General features: G+C 34.1%; 17 protein-coding genes and 1 pseudogene. 3 read left to right on the top strand and 15 right to left on the bottom strand.

What is annotated here, in order from left to right; translation table 11 throughout:
- Nucleotides 1-164: 164 nt before the first annotated feature.
- The 10 genes from AABL87_RS10585 to AABL87_RS10630 form a co-directional block, all read right to left on the bottom strand.
- Nucleotides 165-1,244 (bottom strand): phytase, encoded by a 1,080-nt coding sequence (locus AABL87_RS10585; protein WP_341277321.1) that lies wholly within the window; start codon nucleotides 1,242-1,244, stop codon nucleotides 165-167.
- A gap of 5 nt (nucleotides 1,245-1,249) precedes the next feature.
- Nucleotides 1,250-2,242 (bottom strand): metallophosphoesterase, encoded by a 993-nt coding sequence (locus AABL87_RS10590; protein WP_341277322.1) that lies wholly within the window; start codon nucleotides 2,240-2,242, stop codon nucleotides 1,250-1,252.
- Between the two features lie 64 nt (nucleotides 2,243-2,306).
- Entirely contained in the window at nucleotides 2,307-5,144 is a 2,838-nt protein-coding gene (locus AABL87_RS10595; RefSeq protein ID WP_036471185.1) for a TonB-dependent receptor, read from the bottom strand.
- 314 nt (nucleotides 5,145-5,458) lie between these two features.
- The gene (locus tag AABL87_RS10600; protein WP_341277323.1) at nucleotides 5,459-6,607 is read right to left on the bottom strand and encodes a biotin/lipoyl-binding protein; all 1,149 of its coding nucleotides are present in this window, start codon (nucleotides 6,605-6,607) and stop codon (nucleotides 5,459-5,461) included.
- 142 nt (nucleotides 6,608-6,749) lie between these two features.
- A complete protein-coding gene (locus AABL87_RS10605) occupies nucleotides 6,750-8,165 on the bottom strand; it encodes an efflux transporter outer membrane subunit (RefSeq protein WP_317197542.1) in 1,416 nt (471 codons plus the stop codon).
- A 7-nt stretch (nucleotides 8,166-8,172) separates the two neighbouring features.
- The gene (locus AABL87_RS10610) at nucleotides 8,173-11,334 is read right to left on the bottom strand and encodes an efflux RND transporter permease subunit (protein ID WP_006259358.1); all 3,162 of its coding nucleotides are present in this window, start codon (nucleotides 11,332-11,334) and stop codon (nucleotides 8,173-8,175) included.
- Between the two features lie 43 nt (nucleotides 11,335-11,377).
- The gene (locus AABL87_RS10615; RefSeq protein WP_006259359.1) at nucleotides 11,378-12,559 is read right to left on the bottom strand and encodes an efflux RND transporter periplasmic adaptor subunit; all 1,182 of its coding nucleotides are present in this window, start codon (nucleotides 12,557-12,559) and stop codon (nucleotides 11,378-11,380) included.
- A gap of 166 nt (nucleotides 12,560-12,725) precedes the next feature.
- A complete protein-coding gene (locus AABL87_RS10620; protein ID WP_006263232.1) occupies nucleotides 12,726-13,487 on the bottom strand; it encodes a LytR/AlgR family response regulator transcription factor in 762 nt (253 codons plus the stop codon).
- Nucleotides 13,488-13,519: 32 nt separating this feature from the next.
- The gene (locus tag AABL87_RS10625) at nucleotides 13,520-14,629 is read right to left on the bottom strand and encodes a sensor histidine kinase (RefSeq protein ID WP_016649626.1); all 1,110 of its coding nucleotides are present in this window, start codon (nucleotides 14,627-14,629) and stop codon (nucleotides 13,520-13,522) included.
- A 329-nt stretch (nucleotides 14,630-14,958) separates the two neighbouring features.
- Nucleotides 14,959-15,489 carry a hypothetical protein gene (locus AABL87_RS10630; protein WP_341277324.1) on the bottom strand — a complete coding sequence of 177 codons (531 nt, stop codon included), beginning with the start codon at nucleotides 15,487-15,489 and terminating at the stop codon, nucleotides 14,959-14,961.
- Nucleotides 15,490-15,654: 165 nt separating this feature from the next.
- Between AABL87_RS10630 and AABL87_RS10635 the strand changes: the two genes are divergently transcribed.
- Nucleotides 15,655-15,819 carry a hypothetical protein gene (locus tag AABL87_RS10635; RefSeq protein ID WP_341277325.1) on the top strand — a complete coding sequence of 55 codons (165 nt, stop codon included), beginning with the start codon at nucleotides 15,655-15,657 and terminating at the stop codon, nucleotides 15,817-15,819.
- An 82-nt stretch (nucleotides 15,820-15,901) separates the two neighbouring features.
- On the opposite strand, the gene AABL87_RS10640 is transcribed toward AABL87_RS10635, so the two are convergent.
- The 5 genes and pseudogenes from AABL87_RS10640 to AABL87_RS10660 all read right to left on the bottom strand — a co-directional run bounded on the left by AABL87_RS10640 (nucleotide 15,902) and on the right by AABL87_RS10660 (nucleotide 18,591).
- Nucleotides 15,902-16,348 carry a contact-dependent growth inhibition system immunity protein gene (locus AABL87_RS10640; RefSeq protein ID WP_341277326.1) on the bottom strand — a complete coding sequence of 149 codons (447 nt, stop codon included), beginning with the start codon at nucleotides 16,346-16,348 and terminating at the stop codon, nucleotides 15,902-15,904.
- Nucleotides 16,348-16,647: pseudogene (locus tag AABL87_RS10645) on the bottom strand (endonuclease toxin domain-containing protein); the annotation flags it as partial. The pseudogene AABL87_RS10645 and the gene AABL87_RS10640, both read right to left, overlap by 1 nt.
- A gap of 79 nt (nucleotides 16,648-16,726) precedes the next feature.
- A complete protein-coding gene (locus tag AABL87_RS10650) occupies nucleotides 16,727-17,413 on the bottom strand; it encodes an RHS repeat domain-containing protein (protein WP_341277327.1) in 687 nt (228 codons plus the stop codon).
- Between the two features lie 413 nt (nucleotides 17,414-17,826).
- Nucleotides 17,827-18,306 carry a hypothetical protein gene (locus tag AABL87_RS10655; RefSeq protein WP_341277328.1) on the bottom strand — a complete coding sequence of 160 codons (480 nt, stop codon included), beginning with the start codon at nucleotides 18,304-18,306 and terminating at the stop codon, nucleotides 17,827-17,829.
- A gap of 24 nt (nucleotides 18,307-18,330) precedes the next feature.
- Nucleotides 18,331-18,591, bottom strand: coding sequence for a hypothetical protein (locus AABL87_RS10660; protein ID WP_341277329.1), 261 nt, complete (start codon nucleotides 18,589-18,591; stop codon nucleotides 18,331-18,333).
- Between the two features lie 853 nt (nucleotides 18,592-19,444).
- On the opposite strand from AABL87_RS10660, the gene AABL87_RS10665 reads away from it, so the two are divergent.
- The gene (locus tag AABL87_RS10665; RefSeq protein WP_006259369.1) at nucleotides 19,445-20,119 is read left to right on the top strand and encodes a response regulator transcription factor; all 675 of its coding nucleotides are present in this window, start codon (nucleotides 19,445-19,447) and stop codon (nucleotides 20,117-20,119) included.
- 218 nt (nucleotides 20,120-20,337) lie between these two features.
- A complete protein-coding gene (locus tag AABL87_RS10670; protein WP_341277330.1) occupies nucleotides 20,338-21,699 on the top strand; it encodes a sensor histidine kinase in 1,362 nt (453 codons plus the stop codon).
- The last annotated feature ends 212 nt before the right edge of the window (nucleotides 21,700-21,911 follow it).

Consider the following 21,911-nt stretch of genomic DNA (forward strand, 5'->3'; position numbering starts at 1 on the left):
CATAGCACAAAGATATTATTTTACACTTTCCTCCCCAACTTTTAACGTTGATCCAATTTAACTGAATAAAAAAACGTCAGCCTAACATAAATAAGCTGACGTTTTTGTTGTATTCAAAGCAGCATTGAAAATCCCTTACTAAAACGAGTTTTTCAATTTTATACTTAATTAGTTTCTTTTTTACTTACTTTATTTATTCTCTCTTGAATATCTTTCCAATCATAATAATGAAATACTTTACCGTTACTCATCATTACCAGCATACCTTGATTAAAAATATTACTCACCCCTAAAGAAGTTACCTCTAAGCCATCACATTCAATTGCAGAAACAGGTATCTTAGCAATTAATCTGTGTTCATGAGGGTTTCCCTGTTCACCTTCCCTAGGATAAATTAAAATTGAATTATCTTGTTGATCTGAAACAATAATATACCCCGAATTAGCATCTTTTTTATAAATAGCTATTCCTTCATGATCTCTCTTAGCATCACCTTTAACAAAGAAAGCCAACTCTTCATTTCCTTTTTCTGGATCAGCATAGTATTTGCGCAATCCTGCTGTTTCATCAGAGTAATAGACGTAACCTAGCTCCTGGTCTACTGCAATAGCTTCTATTTCTTTTTTTCCACTATAAACACCAAACTTTCTTTTTAACACCAAATTTATCTGACCTTCCTTATTCGCTTGCAGAGCATATTGCCATAAATACTCATTAGAAGGGCCACTTTTACGTCCTACAATAGCATAGATTTGCTTATTATCATCCTCTTTCTTCTCATATAAAGCGATTCCCATTGGTTCACTATACCCATCCTCTTCTTCTCCTTCAAAAACTTTTAAACCACCTTGATCAATTGGCGTTAACTCTGGTAATTTAAAAACTCTTATTGCATTTGCATTTCTCTCTGTAACAACAGCAATATCAATCACCATATCTTTATACAAAAAACCATAAGCAATATCAACATTATTTGGACGTGCCATATCAATAAACTTATGTACGATTTTACCTTGTAAGTCATATGCATATATTCCTCCTCCATCTTCTTTATCTGTTCCTATAATTAAGCTTTTAGATTGATCTATTGGATTAATCCAAATAGCAGGATCATCTGTATCAAAAACTGTTTGCTCTGTAACAATTGTTGGCTGAATAGCATCTGGGGCTATAGGAGCTAACTTATCTTTACAACTACTCAATAATCCTAAGACCGCTAAAGAGTATAAAAATCTATATTTCATTATTTCTACTTTTTTATTTGATGTGTAAATAAAACCTTTGCTTCTTTCTTACCTGCTTGAACTACCTGAACTATTAATTCATTATCTAAAATAGTGAAAGTCATAAATCCTGGTTCTGCAGCGGCAAAAATGGTATGCTCCATATCTCCAGAAGCTCGAACTTCACTCGCTGCACCAGAAAGAAATTGTGTGGTATAACGATGTTTAGGCTTGATAATTTGCAGGTCATGTTCATGTCCACATATATAAGCATCTACTTTATGTCTATCAAAAAAATCCGCAAACTTTAAAGCAAAACCTTGTGTATCTTTATTTTCTTTACGCTTTCCTCCACTGTACATTGGATGATGTCCTACTACAATCTTCCATTTTATAGTATCATCTTCTTTACCTAAAGTTTCTTCAAGCCATTTCATTTGTTGTTCGGTGTCTTGTTGTCGTAAATCACCGTATTTACTTCTCTTGTGATAACTTTCTATAAATGGATTTGTATCCATTACTACTAACAATACCTTCTCACCATTATCTAATTTAAACTCTTTACTGTAATAACGGTCTGGCATATTCCAACGTCTACTAATATTAGTATAATCTATTTGTGCTTGAACATTACCTAAATAATCATGATTTCCCAATGCTACATACCAATCAGCATATAAAGACGGATTAGTATATATACTCTCAAACGAAGATACCCAATGATAATCGCTTGTACTAGCGACTCCATTTGGGTAAAAATTATCACCTACTGATACTACAAATTCACCATCTAATACTACCATTGCATTTCCCATTTCTCTAGCTACATCTTTCTGGTAATAATCCCCTACACGCCCAAAATCTCCTATGACAATAAAGTTAAAACTATTCTCTTTGTGAGTTAAACTAGGAATATTACTTCCTGTATACCCCGTACTTTTTTCATATTCAAAAGGAGTCTGTGCTTGTATTGTAGCAGTACAAACTGCTAATAATAAACTATATATTATTTTTTTCATGATAGATTGTATAATAAAACTAGGGCGAATATTCTTCGCCCTAATTTCTATAGATATTTATTTATTAGAAATCAAACTTAAGTCCTAAAGTAAATTTAGGTTGGTAATACTCCATTTGTTTTACTCTATGACTCACTCCTTGATAATATCTTAGGGGTTGATTAGTCAAGTTATTTGCTTCAGCAAACACACGTAAATATGAAGTTATTTTATACGAAGCATTTGCATCCAAGAATAATTGTTTATCATAATAACTATCTTCAAAACTATTTCCTCCTAATGCATCTAAATAATCTGAAGAGTAATTTAATGATACACGGGCTGAGAAACGATCATTCTCCCAAGACAACGAACCATTAAACATATGCGGCGCTGCACCAGGTAACTCCATGTTTTTTCTTATCTCTCCATCTTCATTAGCTATTCCCTTAGCTTCTGTATATGTATAAGTATAATTCACATAGACTCCTAGACCTTTCCAAAATTTACCAGGTATAAAATCAAATTGTCTTTGAAAAGCCACCTCTACTCCAAACAAGTTTACTTGGTCTCCATTTCTTTGTTGCATAAACTTCCATTTGTCCTCTGATTGAATAGGATTAACTTGTCCGGGAAACAACTCGTTAAAGTTCTCATGTGTAAAAGAATCAGATCTATAGTTATAGATAAAATCTTTTAAGTTCTTATAAAAAACACCAGCAGAAAACATTCCTACAGATTGAAAATATTTTTCTGCCATTAAATCAAAGTTATAAGCATAAGTTGCCTTTAAGTCTGGGTTACCTGCAGATACCATATTATCTTGAGATACCACATTAATATATGGAGCTAAGGCATAATAGTCAGGTCTAGCTAAAGCAGTCGTAAAGGCTGCTCTATAAATCCAATCTGAATCTGTCTGATATTTAAAAGTAACACTAGGCAATACATTAGTATAATTATTTGTATTACTAACCTCTCCTATTAAGTCGCTTTCATCTACAATATGATTACCTGTATAATCTATACTTGTATGTTCAATTCGAGCTCCCAATATCATAGATAATTTCTCATTGAAGTCTTGATCCCAACGAATATATCCTGCATATATATTTTCTTTAGCTTTATAGTTTAAAGCTAAATATTCTCCTGGCACTGCCTCCTTCTTAAATAAATTAGAATTGTATAAATCTAATCCTCCTAAATATTGATTTGAAGCAAAATGTCCTGGAACATATTTACTACCTGGTTGAAAACCAGATCCATCATAATAACTACCAGGTACAGTAGCTAAATTGCCAATGGTATTCGTTCCTATTGGAGAGAACTCATAGAACATATTCTCTCTCTTTTTATCTTTTAGTCGAAGACGACCTCCGAATCTTAGACGTCCTTTTTGATCTTCAATAACAGAAAAAGGAACTCGAAAATTCAATTTAGCACCAAACTCACTATCCTTTGTGAAATTATCATTTTCTGATAACTTTCTCAATGAAAAATTATCTGGTCGATCTCCTAATGCAGTTACTAGTGGATATTTTCCATTAGTTAAATCTTCTTGCATTGCAACTTTCTTATTTTGAAAATCTATATAACGTTCTCCTGGACGATCTTCTGATGCACGTGAATAGTTAACAGACCAATCCATATCTAAATTACTAGACCATAAATGCGTTCCACTTAATGCATAATTCTGGATTCTTTGATCTTCTAAACGAGTGTTTTTATTTCTATTATTATCAAGTCCTCCCTTTGTTTCTCTTCTTATATCGCCTGTAAACCCAGTGATATTGTTGTCTTGATCATACTCTGGCTTAATACCTCTGTAACGCACACGATAACGATTCTCTCTGTCATCTCTCCAGTTATACATTGCACTAGCATAGATAGTATGATTATCATTAATCTTATAATCAAAAGCACCTGAGAAACTACGACGAACACGTTGTACATCGTACTTACGAATGTCATATTCGCTCATATAAATATTGTCATACTTATCCTTACTCCATACTCCCTCCACATTATCTGATCCAAAATTATTACTATTATAAGAACCACTTAAGATCATTCCGAATTTAGAATCTAAAAAACGATTACCATACACAAAACTTCCTATATAATTTCCTTTGTCTCTTATAGGGTTAAGTCCACCTGCTAGAGTTGCCGAAATACGCTCTCCATAAGGTGAAGCACGAGTAATCAAATCAACAGATCCTCCTATGGCATCAGCATCCATATCAGGTGTTAAGGTTTTGTTTACTTCTATAGAAGATATCATATCCGCAGGAATTAAATCCATCTGAACATTTCTATTATCTCCTTCTGCTGAAGGAATTCGGTCCCCATTTAATGTAACAGAATTTAAACTAGGAGCTAAACCACGGATAACTATATTACGAGCTTCTCCTTGATCATTTTGCATTGTGATTCCTGGTACACGTTTTAGAGCATCACCAATATTAGAATCAGGGAAACGCCCTACTTGGTCTGCTGAAATAACATTAGTAACATTAGCATTATTCATCTGTTGATTTAATGCTTTAGCTTGTCCTTTTAAACGTTCTCCTATTACTACAATACCTTCTAAGGTTTCTACATCTGTTGAAAGACTTAAATTAATAACTTTATTATGTCCTGAACTCACTTCTACTTCTTGTTCTACTGAAGTATAGCCAATATAACTTACTGATAAGACATATTTCCCTTCTGGAATATTTAAAAATTCATAATACCCATTATTGTTACTTACCGTATATTGCTTGCCATTATCTAATAAAACAGCTGCACCTGGTAATGAACTCTTATCACCAGAGTCTATTACTCTTCCTGACACAATTCCTTTTTTAACACTATTATTTTGTCCTTGTATTGGTATTGCAAAACAAATTGCAAATAAGAAAAATAAGTACTTTAATTTCATAATAATAACATTGAATAGTTTTGCTAGCAAACTTAGTATCAACCTATCAAGTCAATGTTTAGTTAATATTATTAATAAACAAATTACTATATTTTAAAATAGATATAAAATAAACGAAAATAGAATCAATAAAAAACCATATATCTAAATAAACATACTTTAATTCAACAAATCCACACACAATTACTAAAATTACCAATCAAACCAACATTAACGATTTATTAATTATCTATTCCAACGTTAATTTACTGAAAACAACAAGCCCTTATAGGATATCTATAAGGGCTTGTTTATACATAAAAAAACTTATCTAATTAATTACTTTTATTCTCAATAGACACACCTTCTAGGGCAGGATCATTAACTAAAGCATACGAAGTATATTTTCTGATAGGAACTATTTCCTTCTTACTTTCCACACCATTCTCACCCTTAATCGTTATGAACTGTTTACCTTCACTAGTTAAACTTATAGCAGAATAAGGTATCTCTATAACATCTTTATACACTAACGAAATCACCACTCTATTCTCTGCAATCCCTTCTCCATTTAGTTTTAAACCTTCTATCACTTGAGGTGATTTATCTAAAAAGAAAATATTTGTATCATTCTTAAGATTTACTTTGATAGGAATGCGTTGCCCTTCCTTAGTTTCAAATGAGCTTACAAGGGTATTCTGTCCTGTCATACCTTGTTTCCATTGTACCATATCACTAGTAGGTATTTCAAAAAACACATCATAGCCCACTATAGTATATAAACTATGCTTATCATTCGCTGTCAATATATCGCCTACTTTTACAGTGATATTCTTTACTACACCACTATATTCAGACTTAACAGCATATCTACTATACTTGGTATCTGATGCATTTATTTTATCACTTAGCTCAACTACATTCTTACGCAACTCTTCCACAACCTCGCGTTGTTTAACAAAAGCGACGCTGTCTCTTCTTGCTAACTTTTGTAATCTATTCTCTGCACGTTCTAGATCTTTCTTGAGCCCTTTGTACTCACTCTGTTCTTTATCCTTCTCTTTCTTAGAGACCTGTAGACTACCTACCTCTACTTCATAGATCACTTGGCCTTCTGAGATAGCCTGTCCTTCTTTTATAAAAAGCGACACTACTTTCCCTTCTATAGACTCCTTGACAGGTGTACTATACTTCATCTTGACCTTAGCTGCATACTCTTTTGTATAAGTATGGTATTTACTATTCAACACTAAGACTGTAGGAGCTACTACCTCTTTTACCTCTTCTGTTTTCTCCTCTTCCTCTTCTAAGGCTACTTCATTGTCAGTTTGGACTACTTCTTCAGTGGCTACAATCGTTTTAGATTCAGTCAACTCCTTTTCTTCACCTTTATCCTTATTTCCATAATAACCTACCCCTACTAAGAATACAATACTTAGAAGTGTCATTATAATCTGCTGAAGTTTTACATTTTTTTTATTCATAACCCACTCTTATCCTTACAAAGATAACTAACTGATGCAAAGGACTGAAAAAAAACAATCCAAACATCTAAATTACAATAAAAAAAACCAATATTGTAAACAATATTGGTTTCATCCTCAATCAAAAATCTACTAGAGTATACTAATGTCCTCCCAAAGCTCTATATAAATCAACTAGCGACGCTAAATGATCTCTTTTTAACTCTGCAAAACTCAAACTACTCTGCAATGCTAAACTCTGCGCATTAATAACCTCTAAGTAAGATGCCTTATCCATCTCAAACATAAATTTGATGTTAGCTAAAGAAGTGTTTAGAATGTTCACTCGCTTTTGCATCATCTCTTCTTTTTGAGATAGTTTATCGATTTTTACCAATGCATTATGTACATCCGTAAAACCAACTATAACTTTATTTTTAAATTCTATACCTGCTTTTTCTCGTTCTACAACAGCGATTTCATAAGCTGTTCTTAACTTCTTCTGATTAAATATAGGCTGTATTAAACCACCACCAAACATACCAAATAAAGAGGCTGGTGTCTTAAACCACTGTGAACTTTCAAATGCATTTAATCCTCCTTGAGCAGATATTATTAAATTAGGATACATCTGCCCTTGAGCTGCTCCTACTTTTGCATTAGCTACTTTTAAAGCATATTCTGCTACTTGTACATCTGGACGAGTACTTAAAAAATCCGCAGGTACTCCTGTATTTAAATCTGTTGAAAAATTTAAATCACTAATCGTAACAGAGCGAGATATAGCCTGCGGATAATTATTTAAAAGCAAATTCAATCCACTTTCTTGTAAGGCAATTTCTTGCTCTATCTGAGGTAATAATTCTTTTGACTCTAACCACTGTGCCTCTGCTTGTTGCATCGCTACAATAGTCTCGTTACCTACCTCGAACATCTTTTTAGTTAATAAGTATGTACTCTCACGAAGTGCAATACCTTCTATCGCTATTTCGAGCTGTTCGTCTAACATTAGTAAGTTGATATAACTAGTAGCTACCTCAGCTACTAATCTATTTTGGATAGCTCTCTTTACCTCTTCCGTCTGCATCATAGTTGCTAATGCAGCTTCCTTCTCCCTTCTAAGCTTCCCCCATATATCTAACTCCCATGATAAATCAAGGCTTGCTGTAAAATCATCATTAACACGTCCTGCCCCACTAGCCGCCAATTGGCTATTCTTAGAAGACTCTGTTCTACTACCTGCTACGTTCATAGTCAACTGTGGTAATAGTGCCATTTTTGACTGAGTGAATAACAATCTTGTTTGTTCGATATTTTTAACAGCAACTTGTAAATCAGCATTGCGCTCTAATGCAGATTCAATCAAACTCGTTAATTCAGTGTTCTTAAAGAATTCCGAATAACTCAACTTCGCTAGATTATTAGCTGTAGTATCAGAAGCAGTCTCTTGATAAAACTGCTCTGGTGTGTCTACAGTTGGTCTTTCATAATTCTTACCTACTTTACAAGCAGTTAATAATGTCGAACCAATCGCTATATATACTATTTTTCTCATTGTTTTCTTGTTTTGAACTACCATTAATCTCTTAGTTTTCTACAACTTCAGAAACGTCTGGTTGCTTACCACTAATTTTCTCTTGTAAGTACTGGAATGCAACATAAAGGAAAGGAATAACGAATACTCCTAGAATAACTCCTAATACCATCCCTCCTGCTGTACCAATACTAATAGAGTGGTTACCTTGTGCTGACGAACCTTGAACGAACATCAAAGGAATTAGACCTGCTACGAAAGCAAATGATGTCATCAAGATAGGACGAAGTCGTAAACGAGAAGCTTCTAATGCTGAGTCTACAATACTCATCCCTCCTTGTCTTTTCTGAACAGCAAACTCTACAATCAAAATTGCATTCTTCGCGAGCAGTCCGACCAGCATAATGAGCCCTACTTGCACATAAATATTATTAGCAATACCTACAGAACCTATGGCTAAGAATACTCCCATAATACCAACTGGTAGTGATAACAACACTACTAATGGTAAGATATAACTCTCATACTGAGCTGAAAGAATAAAGTAGATAAACAAGATAGATAATCCAAATATAAACACCATCTGTCCTCCAGATTTCTTCTCTTCTTTACTCAGTCCTAACCATTCAATACTATATCCTGAAGGTAACTTCTCTGCCGCTACTTTCTCTACTGCCGCCATTGCATCCCCTGTACTTGTACCAGGGTTGATAATACCATTTACAGCGATAGAGTTAAATAAGTTATGACGACTGATAGCTTGTGGTCCATACACTTTTTCTAAGTGTGCTAAAGAACTAATCGGAATCATCTCTCCCGAACCAGCTGTCACATAGATAGTTTTAAAAGATTCTTCATCTGCTCTAAATTGAGCGTCTCCCTGTACAAATACCTTAAACTGTTTACCAAAACGGTTAAAGTCATTTACTTGTGCTGATCCGTAGAACAACTGTACTGCACTCATCATATCACTTACTTCCACTCCGTGCATCTTTGCCTTCACAGGATCTACTACGATTTTATACATTGGGAAGTTTGCTTTAAACATTGTGAAGGCACTTAGCACTTCATCAGTCTCACTTAGATCTTGATTAAACTGATTTACAACATTTGCAAACTCTGTAATATCTCCACCACGTCTATCCTGAACTACCATCTCTAATCCATCAAAATCTCCAAATCCTGGAACTGTTGGGTTAGCAAACACATAGAAATCACCTTCTTTTAATGATGATAATTCTTGATTTAACTGTGCAATCAACTCATTGATGTCAGTTACCTCTCCTCTTTCTTCTAAAGCTTTAAAAGAAATGAATCCCATACCATAAGCTGGACTGGCTGCATTACCTAAAATGTTGAATCCTGAAATAGTGGTTACAGACTTAATAGCAGGGTTCTTTCTCATGATTTCATCCCCTTCTTTTAATACCTGTGCTGTTCTATCAATAGATGACCCTGGAGGTAATGATAGAGCAAACATCGCAAATCCCTGATCTTCATTAGGAATAAACCCTTTAGGAGTTGTATTCATTAAGAATACCATTCCTACTATAGAACCTACTAGAATACAGAAACTCAATACTTTTCTTTTGATTAAGAAATGTACTCCTTTTATATATCTATTCGTTAATGCTGTAAATCCTGCATTAAACGATCTAAAGAACCTTCTCTTAAACCCATCTTTCTTTACCTCTCCCGTATGTTCTAAATCATGGTGATGATTCTTTAATAACAAGGCACATAAGGCAGGACTCAATGTCAAGGCATTTACAGCAGAAATCATAATCGCTATCGCAAGTGTATATGCAAACTGCTTATAAAATACTCCCACTGGTCCTTCCATAAACCCTACAGGTAAGAATACTGCTGACATTACTAAAGTAATCGAGATAATCGCTCCTGAGATTTCACTCATGGCCTTAGTAGTTGCCTCTTTTGCATCTAAGCCCTCGAGTTCCATCGTACTGTGTACTGCCTCTACTACTACAATGGCATCATCCACTACAATACCAATAGCTAGTACTAATGCAAACAACGTCAACATATTAATCGAGAACCCTAACATATTCAAGAAGAAGAAGGTACCGATTAATGATACTGGTACTGCTATCGCTGGAATAATAGTTGATCTAAAATCTTGTAAGAAGATATATACAATCAGGAATACTAATAAGAATGCCTCTATTAATGTTGTTTTTACCTGATTTATAGATTCATCTAACTGTGTTTTATTAGCGAACGTTACATTGTATTTTAGCCCTTTTGGCAACTGAGGAGTTAATTCTTCTAATACCTTGTACACTTGAGTTTGAATCTCATTTGCATTAGATCCTTTTGTCTGGAACACAGCCATTGTTACAGCTTCTTGTCCATTGATTTTATTCTCCTCATCATACGCTACTGCACCAAACTCGATGCGTGCGATATCTTTTAAATAAAGTACATTACCACTTTTATCTGCCTGTACTACAATATTCTCGAATTGTTCAGGAGTATTATATTTACCTGGGTATGTCAATGTATATTGTACTGCTCCTCCTGCATTCTGACCTAAGTTACCTGCAGCTACTTCCATACTCTGACTTTGGATAGAACGCTCTACATCAGCAGGAGTTAATCCTCTATTTGCCAGTTTATGTGGATCTAGCCATATACGCATAGCATAATCCTTCTCACCGAATAGCTGTACGTTACCTACCCCTTTAATACGTTTTAACTCACGTACTAAGTTGATACGAGCATAATTCTGTACGAAGGTTTCATCATATAGAGCAGCATCCTCACTGATAAGGTCTACTACCATGATCATACCTCTCTGTTCTTTCTGAGTGATTACCCCCGCTTGTAATACCTCAGCAGGTAAGATACCTGTCACCTGAGCTACCCTGTTCTGTACGTTTACTGCCGCCTGATCAGGATCAGTTTCTAAATCAAAGAATACTGTGATAGCTGCTGTACCATCATTACTAGCTGTTGACTCTATATGAGTCATATTTTCTACCCCGTTAATTACCTCTTCTAAAGGAGTCACTACTGATTTCAATACTGTCTCAGCATTACCTCCCGGATAAGAAGCCATTACAGTTACACTCGGAGGTGCAATATCAGGGAACTGTGCCATAGGTAACTGTGTAAGTCCTACTGCCCCTAATATAACAATGATAAGAGATATAACTGTAGCTAATACAGGTCTATGTATTATCTTTTTAAGCATTTGATCTGTTTGTTTTAATTAAATAAAGAATCTTTGAGCCTACTTACTCGCTTGCTTTAGCAGTTTCTGTACTTGTATTACCTCCTGCATTTTTTGCTGCAGATAATACCGTCACAGTCATACCATCTTGCAGTTTATCTACTCCTGTTGTTACAAGGGTTTCTCCTTCTTTCACACCATCAGCGATAAAATAAGTATGCAAGTTCTTTCCGATAATTTTAAGTTGTCTTTGATCAACTGTATTGTCTTTATTCACTACATAAGCAAAGATCTTATCTTGTAAGTCTGCAGTAGCAGCTATAGGTACTTGTACAGCATCTTTATGTGTAGCCATAAGGTTCACAATACCTGTCCCTCCATTTCTCAATAAACGATCTGGATTATCAAATACTGCACGTACACTGATAGAATTAGTACCTGCATCGAACTCTCCATTGATTACATCTACCTTACCACTTATAGGATACTTATCTCCATTACTTAATTCTAATTCTATAGGCATCTTCAGTACATTCTCTGAACCACCATTCTCTTTTACTAGATTAAAGTAGTCTGCTTCTGTCAATGAGAAATAAGCGAACATCTGAGAGATATCAGACATCGTAGTTAGTTCCTCTACTTCACCAGCTGTCACTAAGTTTCCTACACGCTTAGTAATACGTCCTAAGAATCCATCTACAGGAGCCTTAATCGTACAGTAGCTTAAGTTTAACTTTGCTTCTGCCACAGCCGCCTCTGCCTGAGCCACGTTTGCTTTAGCGTTATCTAACACCGCTTGTGCAGTTTTTAACTGTATTGGAGATACAAAAGAATTATCTAATAAAGACTGTACTTTATCTTTTTCTAATTGAGCATTTACGAGAGCTGCCTGAGCTGCTTTTAGACTAGCATTTGCATTATTTAGTTGTATTTGATACGGTTGAGCGTCTATTAAGATTAATGCCTGCCCCTTCTTTACATAACTTCCTTCTTCTACAAGAATCTTATCAATATAACCCGAAGCTTGTGCACGTACTTCTACATTCACCCTTCCTTCTAACGATGCTGTATATTTTTTTAATACAAGAGCATCACCCTTCTCTACTACACTTGTTCTAACTTCTAATGAAGGCTGCCCTGCATCTCCTTCACTTGATTGCTTATTACAGCTAACGAAAAATACAGATAAACCAAATAATAGGCCTCCTAAAAACAAAACTTTCGTACTTCTATAAATTTTATTCATTTCTAACGCTTTTTACACAACAAAAATCAAAAATTATACCGCTCCTACTTCTAGAATTAGTTCGAAGCGTAAAAATTCGAACCTGAAGCGTCAAAAGGGCTTACTTACCTGAATAAACTATCTCTTATACTTACACATAGACACAAAAAAAGCTACTAATGTAGCTTTATGAATTTAACCAATTTTTAAGTAATGGTGCCTTCTCACGGCTTACGATTACCTCTCTCTGAGGATCTTTTACTAAGCCTATTTTTAATTTCCCGTTATAGTAGTTCTGTACATGCTCTATACTATCTACACTCACGATATGTTGTCTATTCGCTCTAAAAAATATCTCAGGTGACAGCTCTTCTTCTAACTCCTCTAAGGTCTGACTTACGATTACAGTAGTTTTATCCTTTAAAACTAGATGTGTAATCTTTAATTCTGAATAAATAAAATCAATCTCATCCACCTTCACAGTCTTAAAACCATCCTTATAAGGAATCAAAAAACGAGAGCGGTAAAAAGCTTCTTTCTTGTGTAAGCTACCTAATATATCTTTAATCGAATCACTTAATACAGGAGAACTTCTAAGTGCTTTAAACTTATTCAATGCCTGCTCTAACTCTTCTTCCCTTACAGGCTTCATGATATAGTCTATACTATTCACCTTAAAAGCTTTTAGAGCATACTCATCATAAGAAGTCGTAAATATCACAGGTGCTTTTATCTCTATCTGCTCGAATATCTCAAAACACAAACCGTCTTCTAATCTAATATCCATCATGATCAAGGACGGTTCCTCATGATGCTGTAACCATTCTATACATTCTTTTACACTTTCTACTACAGCTACGATTTCTATTGTAGAATCTAATACCTGCAATAGACGAGATAATTTATTAGCATTTCTTACCTCATCCTCTACGATCAAAACTTTCATCATGTATATTTTCTTTCTTAAGCTATTATTTCTAATTATTTATCATTCTTATTTAGTAACAAAGGCAACCTTACCACAAAATCTTTATCCGTTTTCTGAATAAGAACCTTGTGTTTACTTAGCAGACGATAGCGTTCTTTAATATTCATCAACCCTACTTTAGAAGAAGGTAAGGTTACGACTAACTCTTGAATATTATTGCGAATCACAACATAATCCTCTTCTACATAAATATCTATTCTTAGTGGACTCTCTTTAGAAGCACTATTGTGCTTCACAGCATTCTCTACTAATAACTGTATAGCGATGGGTGCCACATAGAAGTTTTTCTTATCCTCCTCTTGCACATTGATATTTAACTGTACTTTCGCCCCCATTCTTTCTTTAATTAAGTAGAAATAAGATTCTACGAAAGTCAACTCTTCTGACAGACTGATGGTGTTCTTTCTCACATTAGATAGCATATAACGATATACTAGTGATAAGTGATCTATAAACTTCACAGCGATATCCTGATCTTCTATTACTAACTCCGATAATGTACTAAAGTTATTAAATAAAAAATGAGGGTCTAGTTGCATCTTTAGTGATTCTAACTCTGACTGACTCGCGATACGTTCTAGTTGTTCTGCTTTTAATTTAAGCTCTGCAGCATCCACCATGGACTTTTTCCAATTATTAATCAAAAAATAACCTGTGTGAATAGCACTGATAAAAATCCCTGTATTTAAACTAATGATTAATGACTGCCATAAATCTATCTTTGCCTCTAAATCTATTAACTCAAAAGACTCGTAAGGAGATAGATAAACATACACAAAATTAATAGCAAAATACACTGTAAAGATAAATATAAGTAGTAAGAAGAACTGTACTACTACACGCATCACTGGCTGTTTATCCCAAGGCAAAAACTTGTTCAAAGCTCTACTCAACCAAAGGCTCACCTCTGTAATGGCCATACAATATAGAAAAAGAACAAAGGCTGACTCCCACATCTCTTCTACATCCATTCTGAACCAATCTGCGTCATAAGGATTAAGTAAAAAATGAGAGAATAAGTAAAGTAAAAAAACTAATGGCACTACCATTAATCGATAGTGTTTTAAAAACAGTGATTCCTCTTTTACTTTCTTGGTCGACATCTTCCTTAATTAAATTCTATAACAAAAGTAAATCTATATTTCCAAATTTAGAACCTTACCTTACTCAAAATGATATATCCTATCTTGAAACGGAAAAATACTACACCTACTTGTATTCTTTATCCATATTACCCATTTTAATTTCCAAAAATCATGTAATTAATACGAAAAAAACACAATTAGACAAAATCAGCTGAGATTTATACAAATAGCACATACCCATTTGCCAAATATATAATAACAAAAAAAGTAGTATAACATCCACTAGCTATACTACCTCTGGTAAAATGAAACAAAACAAATTATTTAATTAAAAGACACTTCTAACGCTAACATCTCAACTCTGTCAGACCTACTAACCTATTCTCAAAAAATTCTACAAAAGAATAATCTAATACACTAATCACACCTACCTCTTCTGATAATAATGCTGTTAATGTCTGTATATCATCTTGTAGGATATATTCTATATCTAAATCTGTATCTTCTAAGAGTTCTTCTACACTATCAATATCACAGTACTGATTCTCATCTAATAGTACAATAGCCCCTTTATGCTCCCCTATTAACAACTCTCCTATCAAGGTATGCTCATCCCATCGCCCTATAATAAAGATATATGATGAGAAGATAGAGTCCTCATTCATCTCCTGAATAGACAATACATGATCTGTAGTAGTAAAAGTAAAGAAAGACACTGAAGCAACAGTTCTCATCAAAGCAGTATGGCTACTGACCAACAAAAAACGAAAGTAATCATCCGAAAAGTTATAAGTTTGTCTTAAGCCATTTATCTCATGCTTAAAAAGCACATCAACTCCTGAATCTATCAAAAATCGATAACGTAAAAACTCATTCATAGTAGTTGTATTGGTTACCTTAAAATTAATCAATTCAAAGGTATCAAAACACTCCTAACTAAAAACATAACATTCTGATAACATTGATATTAAATCTAAAAATAAAATGTATAAAACGAAGAATGGGACAAAATAATTAATGAGCCTAAGGCTGATGATAGACCAATGCAACTATTAATAGATTATGATGAAAAAGGAAAAGTTATCTATCTATTATTATGTAGATACTTCTCTGATTTTGAGTTTAGAGCTATCGCTCCTGTCAAAACCATATCAGAGCCTAACTTCTCTCAACTCCTTAATAATTTTAAACAAACCACTAAATTCTAATCGATTGTATATAATTGTTTTTTTCCTTCTGAATCTACAGCTATTAAAAGTTAATTACCCACATAAGAATAAGGAGTAAAACTCATATACATCTACTGAGCGCTAATTCAAGTGCTTTCTCTAACTCCTCTCTAGAAGAATCTTTAGACATAATAATATTTTCATCTTTTTCTAATCCGATAAAACCATGTCTACTTCCTTTATTATGCATAGCACTAAAAACAATCTCAGTATCATTTGCTGATACAGATAATAGTATTGAGTTTTTATATAATTTAGCCATTGTCTTCACTCCTATTCCTTCAAGAAACTCTTGTTCCATCTTTTTTAAATCTCCTTCAGGTCTTTTTCCTTCCTTGCTAAAACTCAATGTATATAAAACAGTATCTAAAAGTACCCTAATACTAGGATTTTCAAGTGAGGTAAATGGAGGTATAGTAAAATTAAAACTATCCTTCACTATCAAAAAAGGATATACTATATATTTATTCTTATCTTTAAATAGAATTATATCAACTAATTGTTTCATTATCTTATAACTCTAATTGTTATATTAATGTCATTATCTAATCCATATTTAATTGCACGGTTAATCTGTCCCCATTGATCAGTACTTCCTTTTCCTGTTTGAACAGCAAGTTCTAATGTTTTACTAGTATAACTTGTTCCCTCTTTAACACTAAGTGTCCCCTGCCTTGCGTTTGTAAATCTAGCTAACTTATCTATATATCCTTTCAATGTATTATATACAGCATTCTTTCCTTGATACCCTGTTAGAACCATACTCTTTATACTAGTAGCCACACCATTTTCTATTTTGTCTATTACAGGGAAATTATTAGCCTTTTCTGGATTTACCCCAACATTTGCTCTATTATTCTTCCTCGTTCTAAAGGAAGGTAAGACCCTACACTTTTTTAGGCATTAATGCCTTTACCCCTGTCATAATCCCTTTAGAAGCTAAAGTAAAACCTATTCCACTTGCAGCATACTCCATACCATGACCTGCCCAATCAGCCTGAGTAAAACTAGGATCATTATATCTAACGTAATCTAGATTATTAGCTGGTAATCTAATCTCAGATTTAGGTAATGCCCTTGGGTCGTTTGCCATTACTTTACCAAACATACGATCATACTCTACCTGTCTCTGAGCCATTAAACTTAGTAACTCTTGAGAAGTATAGTTTCCATTAACACCTCCAGTAACTCGAGGACCATACTGAACCGTAACTCTGTCTCCTTGTAAATTAAAAGATAATTCAAAACCTTCTAAGTCTATTCCACTTGTTACATTATTTTCAGCAAAAGCATAAGGAGAGTTCTGAGAATATTTAGGTGATAAAGGATCTATGTTTAAAAATCTTCCTATAGAAGGATCTGACATCCTAAACCTGAAAAAATAAATATTTAACCCTAACTCTTTTTGAATCTCTTGTCCTTGAAACTGATACTTATAATCCTTCATCAGCCCATCATTCTTCTGATTATAGCCCTTATGGGCTAACCCAAAAGGATAATAGTTCGTCTCCTCAATGATCTCATTAGACTCTATAGCGTTATTCTTATTTGCATCACTATATGAGAGTCTCACATTGCCCAAGTGATCTTTGTACTGATATACATACGCACTCTTCTCTGCATTAAAGAATCCCTCTGCTGTAGGGAAGAAACTAAGCTTGCCCTTTACATACTGAAATCCATCTAAATAATCCGTTAGCGTAACGACGCCCTTCTCTGTGACTTTCTTCTGTACCTTCTCTCCACTAGCTGTATAAAGATACTCTATTTTATCACTTCCGAAGTTAATCTCTACAGGTAAGTTTAGGTGATTATACCTAATCTTACTGATTTTTTTATGCTTATCACTAGTAAGGTTACCGAAGTCATCATACCCATAATCTGCTCCACTAGTATTGACTTGCTTAAAACCCTCTTGATTTCCTGTAGCATCCCTTACAGTAGATAGTCTATTACTACCTAACTCATACCCAATTCTCTTAACTCTTAAAGTGAAATTAAAGAGTCATTATGCACGATAAACTCTCTTAAGTAAATACATTCAAATTCACTAGGTTGTATTTCTAGTGTTACTGACTTAATAGGCTTATCAGTTATATCAATAAATCTACTAACAGCTTGTCTAACCCTAGAAGAATTACTATAATATACATAAACTTTTTTGCCTTGATACTGCTTTAAATACACTAAATCAATCACTGTTGTAGGTGGACAATTTCGAATAGCAAGTATTAAATTACTCCTATTTTCATAATCGACATGAAAATCAATTATATATTGGTTAACATCCTCATCTACCAAATCAAACTCAATCTCTTTTATGGATTTCTCAAACACCCTTTTAAAAGTACTGTCTTTTATTACTAGTTCACTTAGTTTTTCTTCTTTAGAGGACTTTAACCGATTACTATTATTTTTACAACTTAATAGAGATATGCTCACTAATAAGATAATCAAGAATTTCATAATTCGTTCTTTTATTCTCACACATTAAACATTTTTAAACCAACTACTTTTAAAAAAACTTTCCCATTTTTCCATATATATAGTGAAATCCGTTTTCCAAAAGAAAGGAGATGCACAGAACTCTGTTAACTCTTCCATTATACTAGTGAATCTTCTCTCCAACATCACATCATCATCACCGCTTACCATCACATAGCTATAATAACTGTTTAAAAACTGATCTATACAAACTTTCTCTAATCCCCTATTTCTAATACTATCTAATTCTGTGAAAAAAGCATACACAAAACCTTATACTCTTCAAAACTAATTATTGAGAGCACAGCATAAGTTAAACGCTCTTCTATAAGCGCCTTAAAATCGTTTATTAACATGTTACTATCAATCATAAACATTCATATCTATTAACTACAAGTCATAAAACAACCATTTCACATAGCTGCATTAAGGGTATTCAAATCCAAATGTTATTCGTTTCACACTATTATCTTTCAATAAAGTTATCTAAAAAAACCTTATCAGAATTACACAATTCAAATTGAGCACTATAATTTAACACTACTCATTTTTCCTCCTACACCCTCTTTTCTCCTATCTATTTTTTTACTACCTTTGCCTACAGTAAAGGCTTTGACTCAATGGCTATTATTGAGAATATTCTTCTATTCAAAGTCTGGTACATCTCACCAAAAAGAAAGCACAAATCACAGCTTTCAAAATCTTAATTTTAAAATTTTAACAAGTTTCTTAACATCGTAAATTCACTACGAATCGAGTATTCATGCGGTCTCCGTTGTGGTTTTTTCGGAAGGTGTTCGGAAAACACCCCCTTTTTCCGAACACTTTGCAATGAACTTCCGAACAACGCCCAAACAACCTTCCCAAAAGCCTTACTATCATTGGCTTTACCGTGTGTTTCAAATCACTAAAAAACACTGATATGTTAATATTTTTAACATCTGTGATTTGTCCTGTTTTTAGATTTTAGATTGCTTTTAATATTCTCATATTTAGAACTTTTATAAACATTACTCTGCTCTAAATCTATTAAAATAGATATACTTCATCTAACATTAAATTTCTCTAATCCTAAAAAATGGCTTGATTTATGATTTAGTTTTGCAATAAAATCAGAGCTATGAACATACTTTTAATAGAAGACGAAGTAAGCGTATCTAACTTCATTAGAAAAGGTCTAGAGGAGAGCCAACATCAGGTGGCTTTTGCCTACGATGGGATGATAGGATTACAACTAGCGATGGAACAAGAGTTTGATTTGATTATTCTAGATGTCATTCTTCCCTATATGAACGGATTCGAAATCTGTCAACAAATAAAAAAATACAAAGGAGATATTCCCATCCTCATGTTGACTGCCTTATCTACGCTAAATGATAAGGTCAAAGGATTTAATATGGGGGCAGATGATTACCTGACGAAACCTTTTCACTTCGAAGAATTATTGCTGAGAATAAAGGCACTGACCCGTCGTAATACAATGGCTATGCCTACTCTAGAGTATAAAGCTGCGGATCTAATCATGAATACGTATAAAAAAACAGTTACGAGAGCAAATAAAGAAATCGTTTTAACCCAAAAAGAATATACCTTACTAGAATACTTCTTAGTGAATAAGAATAGGGTATTAACGAGAACACAGATAGCTGAGGCGGTCTGGGGTATCGGCTTCGATAGAGGAACGAACCTCATCGATGTGTATGTCAATTATGTGAGACGCAAAATAGACAAAGAGTACAACACACAACTGATACATACAGTTATCGGTATGGGGTATATACTAAAGGATGAATAAGCTTTTGGTTTTCAGTTAACGGTTAACGGTTCACAGTTTTCGGTCTACAGTTTTCGGTTTTGCCCTACGAACGTAATGTACTTAGATGATGTAATAGCCTAATGATTGATACAATAGCCTAAACAGTTTCACAACATCACAACATCACAAAAAAACGATTTCACACCTTCACGGTTTCACGATTTCACAAAAAGACTATTTCACAAAAAAACAGAATAATGAAAATACGCAATAGACTTTCACTACAGTTCTCTGGCTTATTTGCGATACTCTTATTGGGAGTGCTAATTGCAGTCTATTTTGTAGTATCTAGCCATTGGCAAAATACCTTCTTTAAACAATTAGAAGATCGCGCCTTCACAGTAGGCCATAACTATCTAGCAGAAGACAACTTCACTAAGGCAGAGTTCGATGAGGTCTTGCGCAAATATCCTCGTACATTACCTCTAGAGAAAATAAGAATCTATGACATTAATCTAGATCCAACCTTTATAGAAGAAGGGGATCTAAAATGGGATAAAAAGACACTAGAAGAGGTTATTGCAAAAAAGAAGATATACTTTAAACTTGATCAGGAGTACGTGGTAGGTATTTTCTATAGAGATAATTCTGGGGACTTTATCGTGATGGCTAAAGCAACTAATGAAAAAGGAGTAGCAGCATTACAACAGTTAAGAACAGTTATGCTGATCAGTCTAGTGATTGCCTTACTTATTACTTTTTTCCTCTCACGTTTATTCGCTGGTTATTTTCTAATCCCGATTACCAGAATTAATAAGTACTTCGCGAAGAAGAATATAAATACTTTATTTCAGCCCATCCCTACACAGGATATGTCTAAAGACGAGATACGTACGTTAAGCGAGACTATTAATGACCTCTTTAATCGAGTACAAGAATCCTTTGACAACCAACAGGCATTCGTGTCTCATGCTTCACATGAGCTAAAAACGCCTATCGCCTCTCTTATGGGGAATGCTGAGATAGCACTACGCCAGAGCAGAACAGAACAGGAGTACGTAAAGGTACTGCAAGGAGTAGTGAACGATGCAATACACATAGATCAGATGATCAATAATCTATTGGCATTATCACAACTAGACAGTTCTATGTATCCGTTACATAAACATGCTTTTGAAGAATTCTGGTGGACGATGATAGACCACCTTATAGCAGCTCAGAAAGACTTAAACCTAAACCTGACCATCAGCACAGAAGAAGACTTACACGAGCTATTCTTTAATGGCAACGGCAACTTATTAGAACTAGCGCTTTCTAATATTATATTGAATGCCAACAAGTTTTCTCACAATGAACCTATAGAGGTAACACTGGATACTGATACCCACAATATCATTATTATAGTAGAAGATAAAGGCATTGGGATAAAAAAAGAGGATCTAGATAAACTATTTCTTCCTTTTTACCGTTCTAGTAATGCATTCGGGATAAAAGGAACTGGACTAGGCCTATCGTTAGCTTCTAAAATAGTACAATTGCACAAAGGCACATTGACTGTAGAATCAGAACTAACAGTAGGAACTAAGGTAACTTTAATGATTCCGAAACTGCATCAATAACAGCCATCTCAATCATTATCTAAATTATAATTCAACCTAACAGCGAGTATAAGATTTTATACTCGCTGTTTTTTTTGTGATGTCGTCTTTTTGTGATGTCGTGATGTTGTGAAACTGTTTAGGCTATTGTATCAATCATTAGGCTATTACATCATCTAAGTACATTACGCTCGTAGGGCAATACTGTAAACCGAAAACCGTGAACCGAAAAC

It is taken from the genome of Myroides sp. C4067 (assembly GCF_038039665.1).
GTDB lineage: Bacteria > Bacteroidota > Bacteroidia > Flavobacteriales > Flavobacteriaceae > Flavobacterium > Flavobacterium odoratimimum.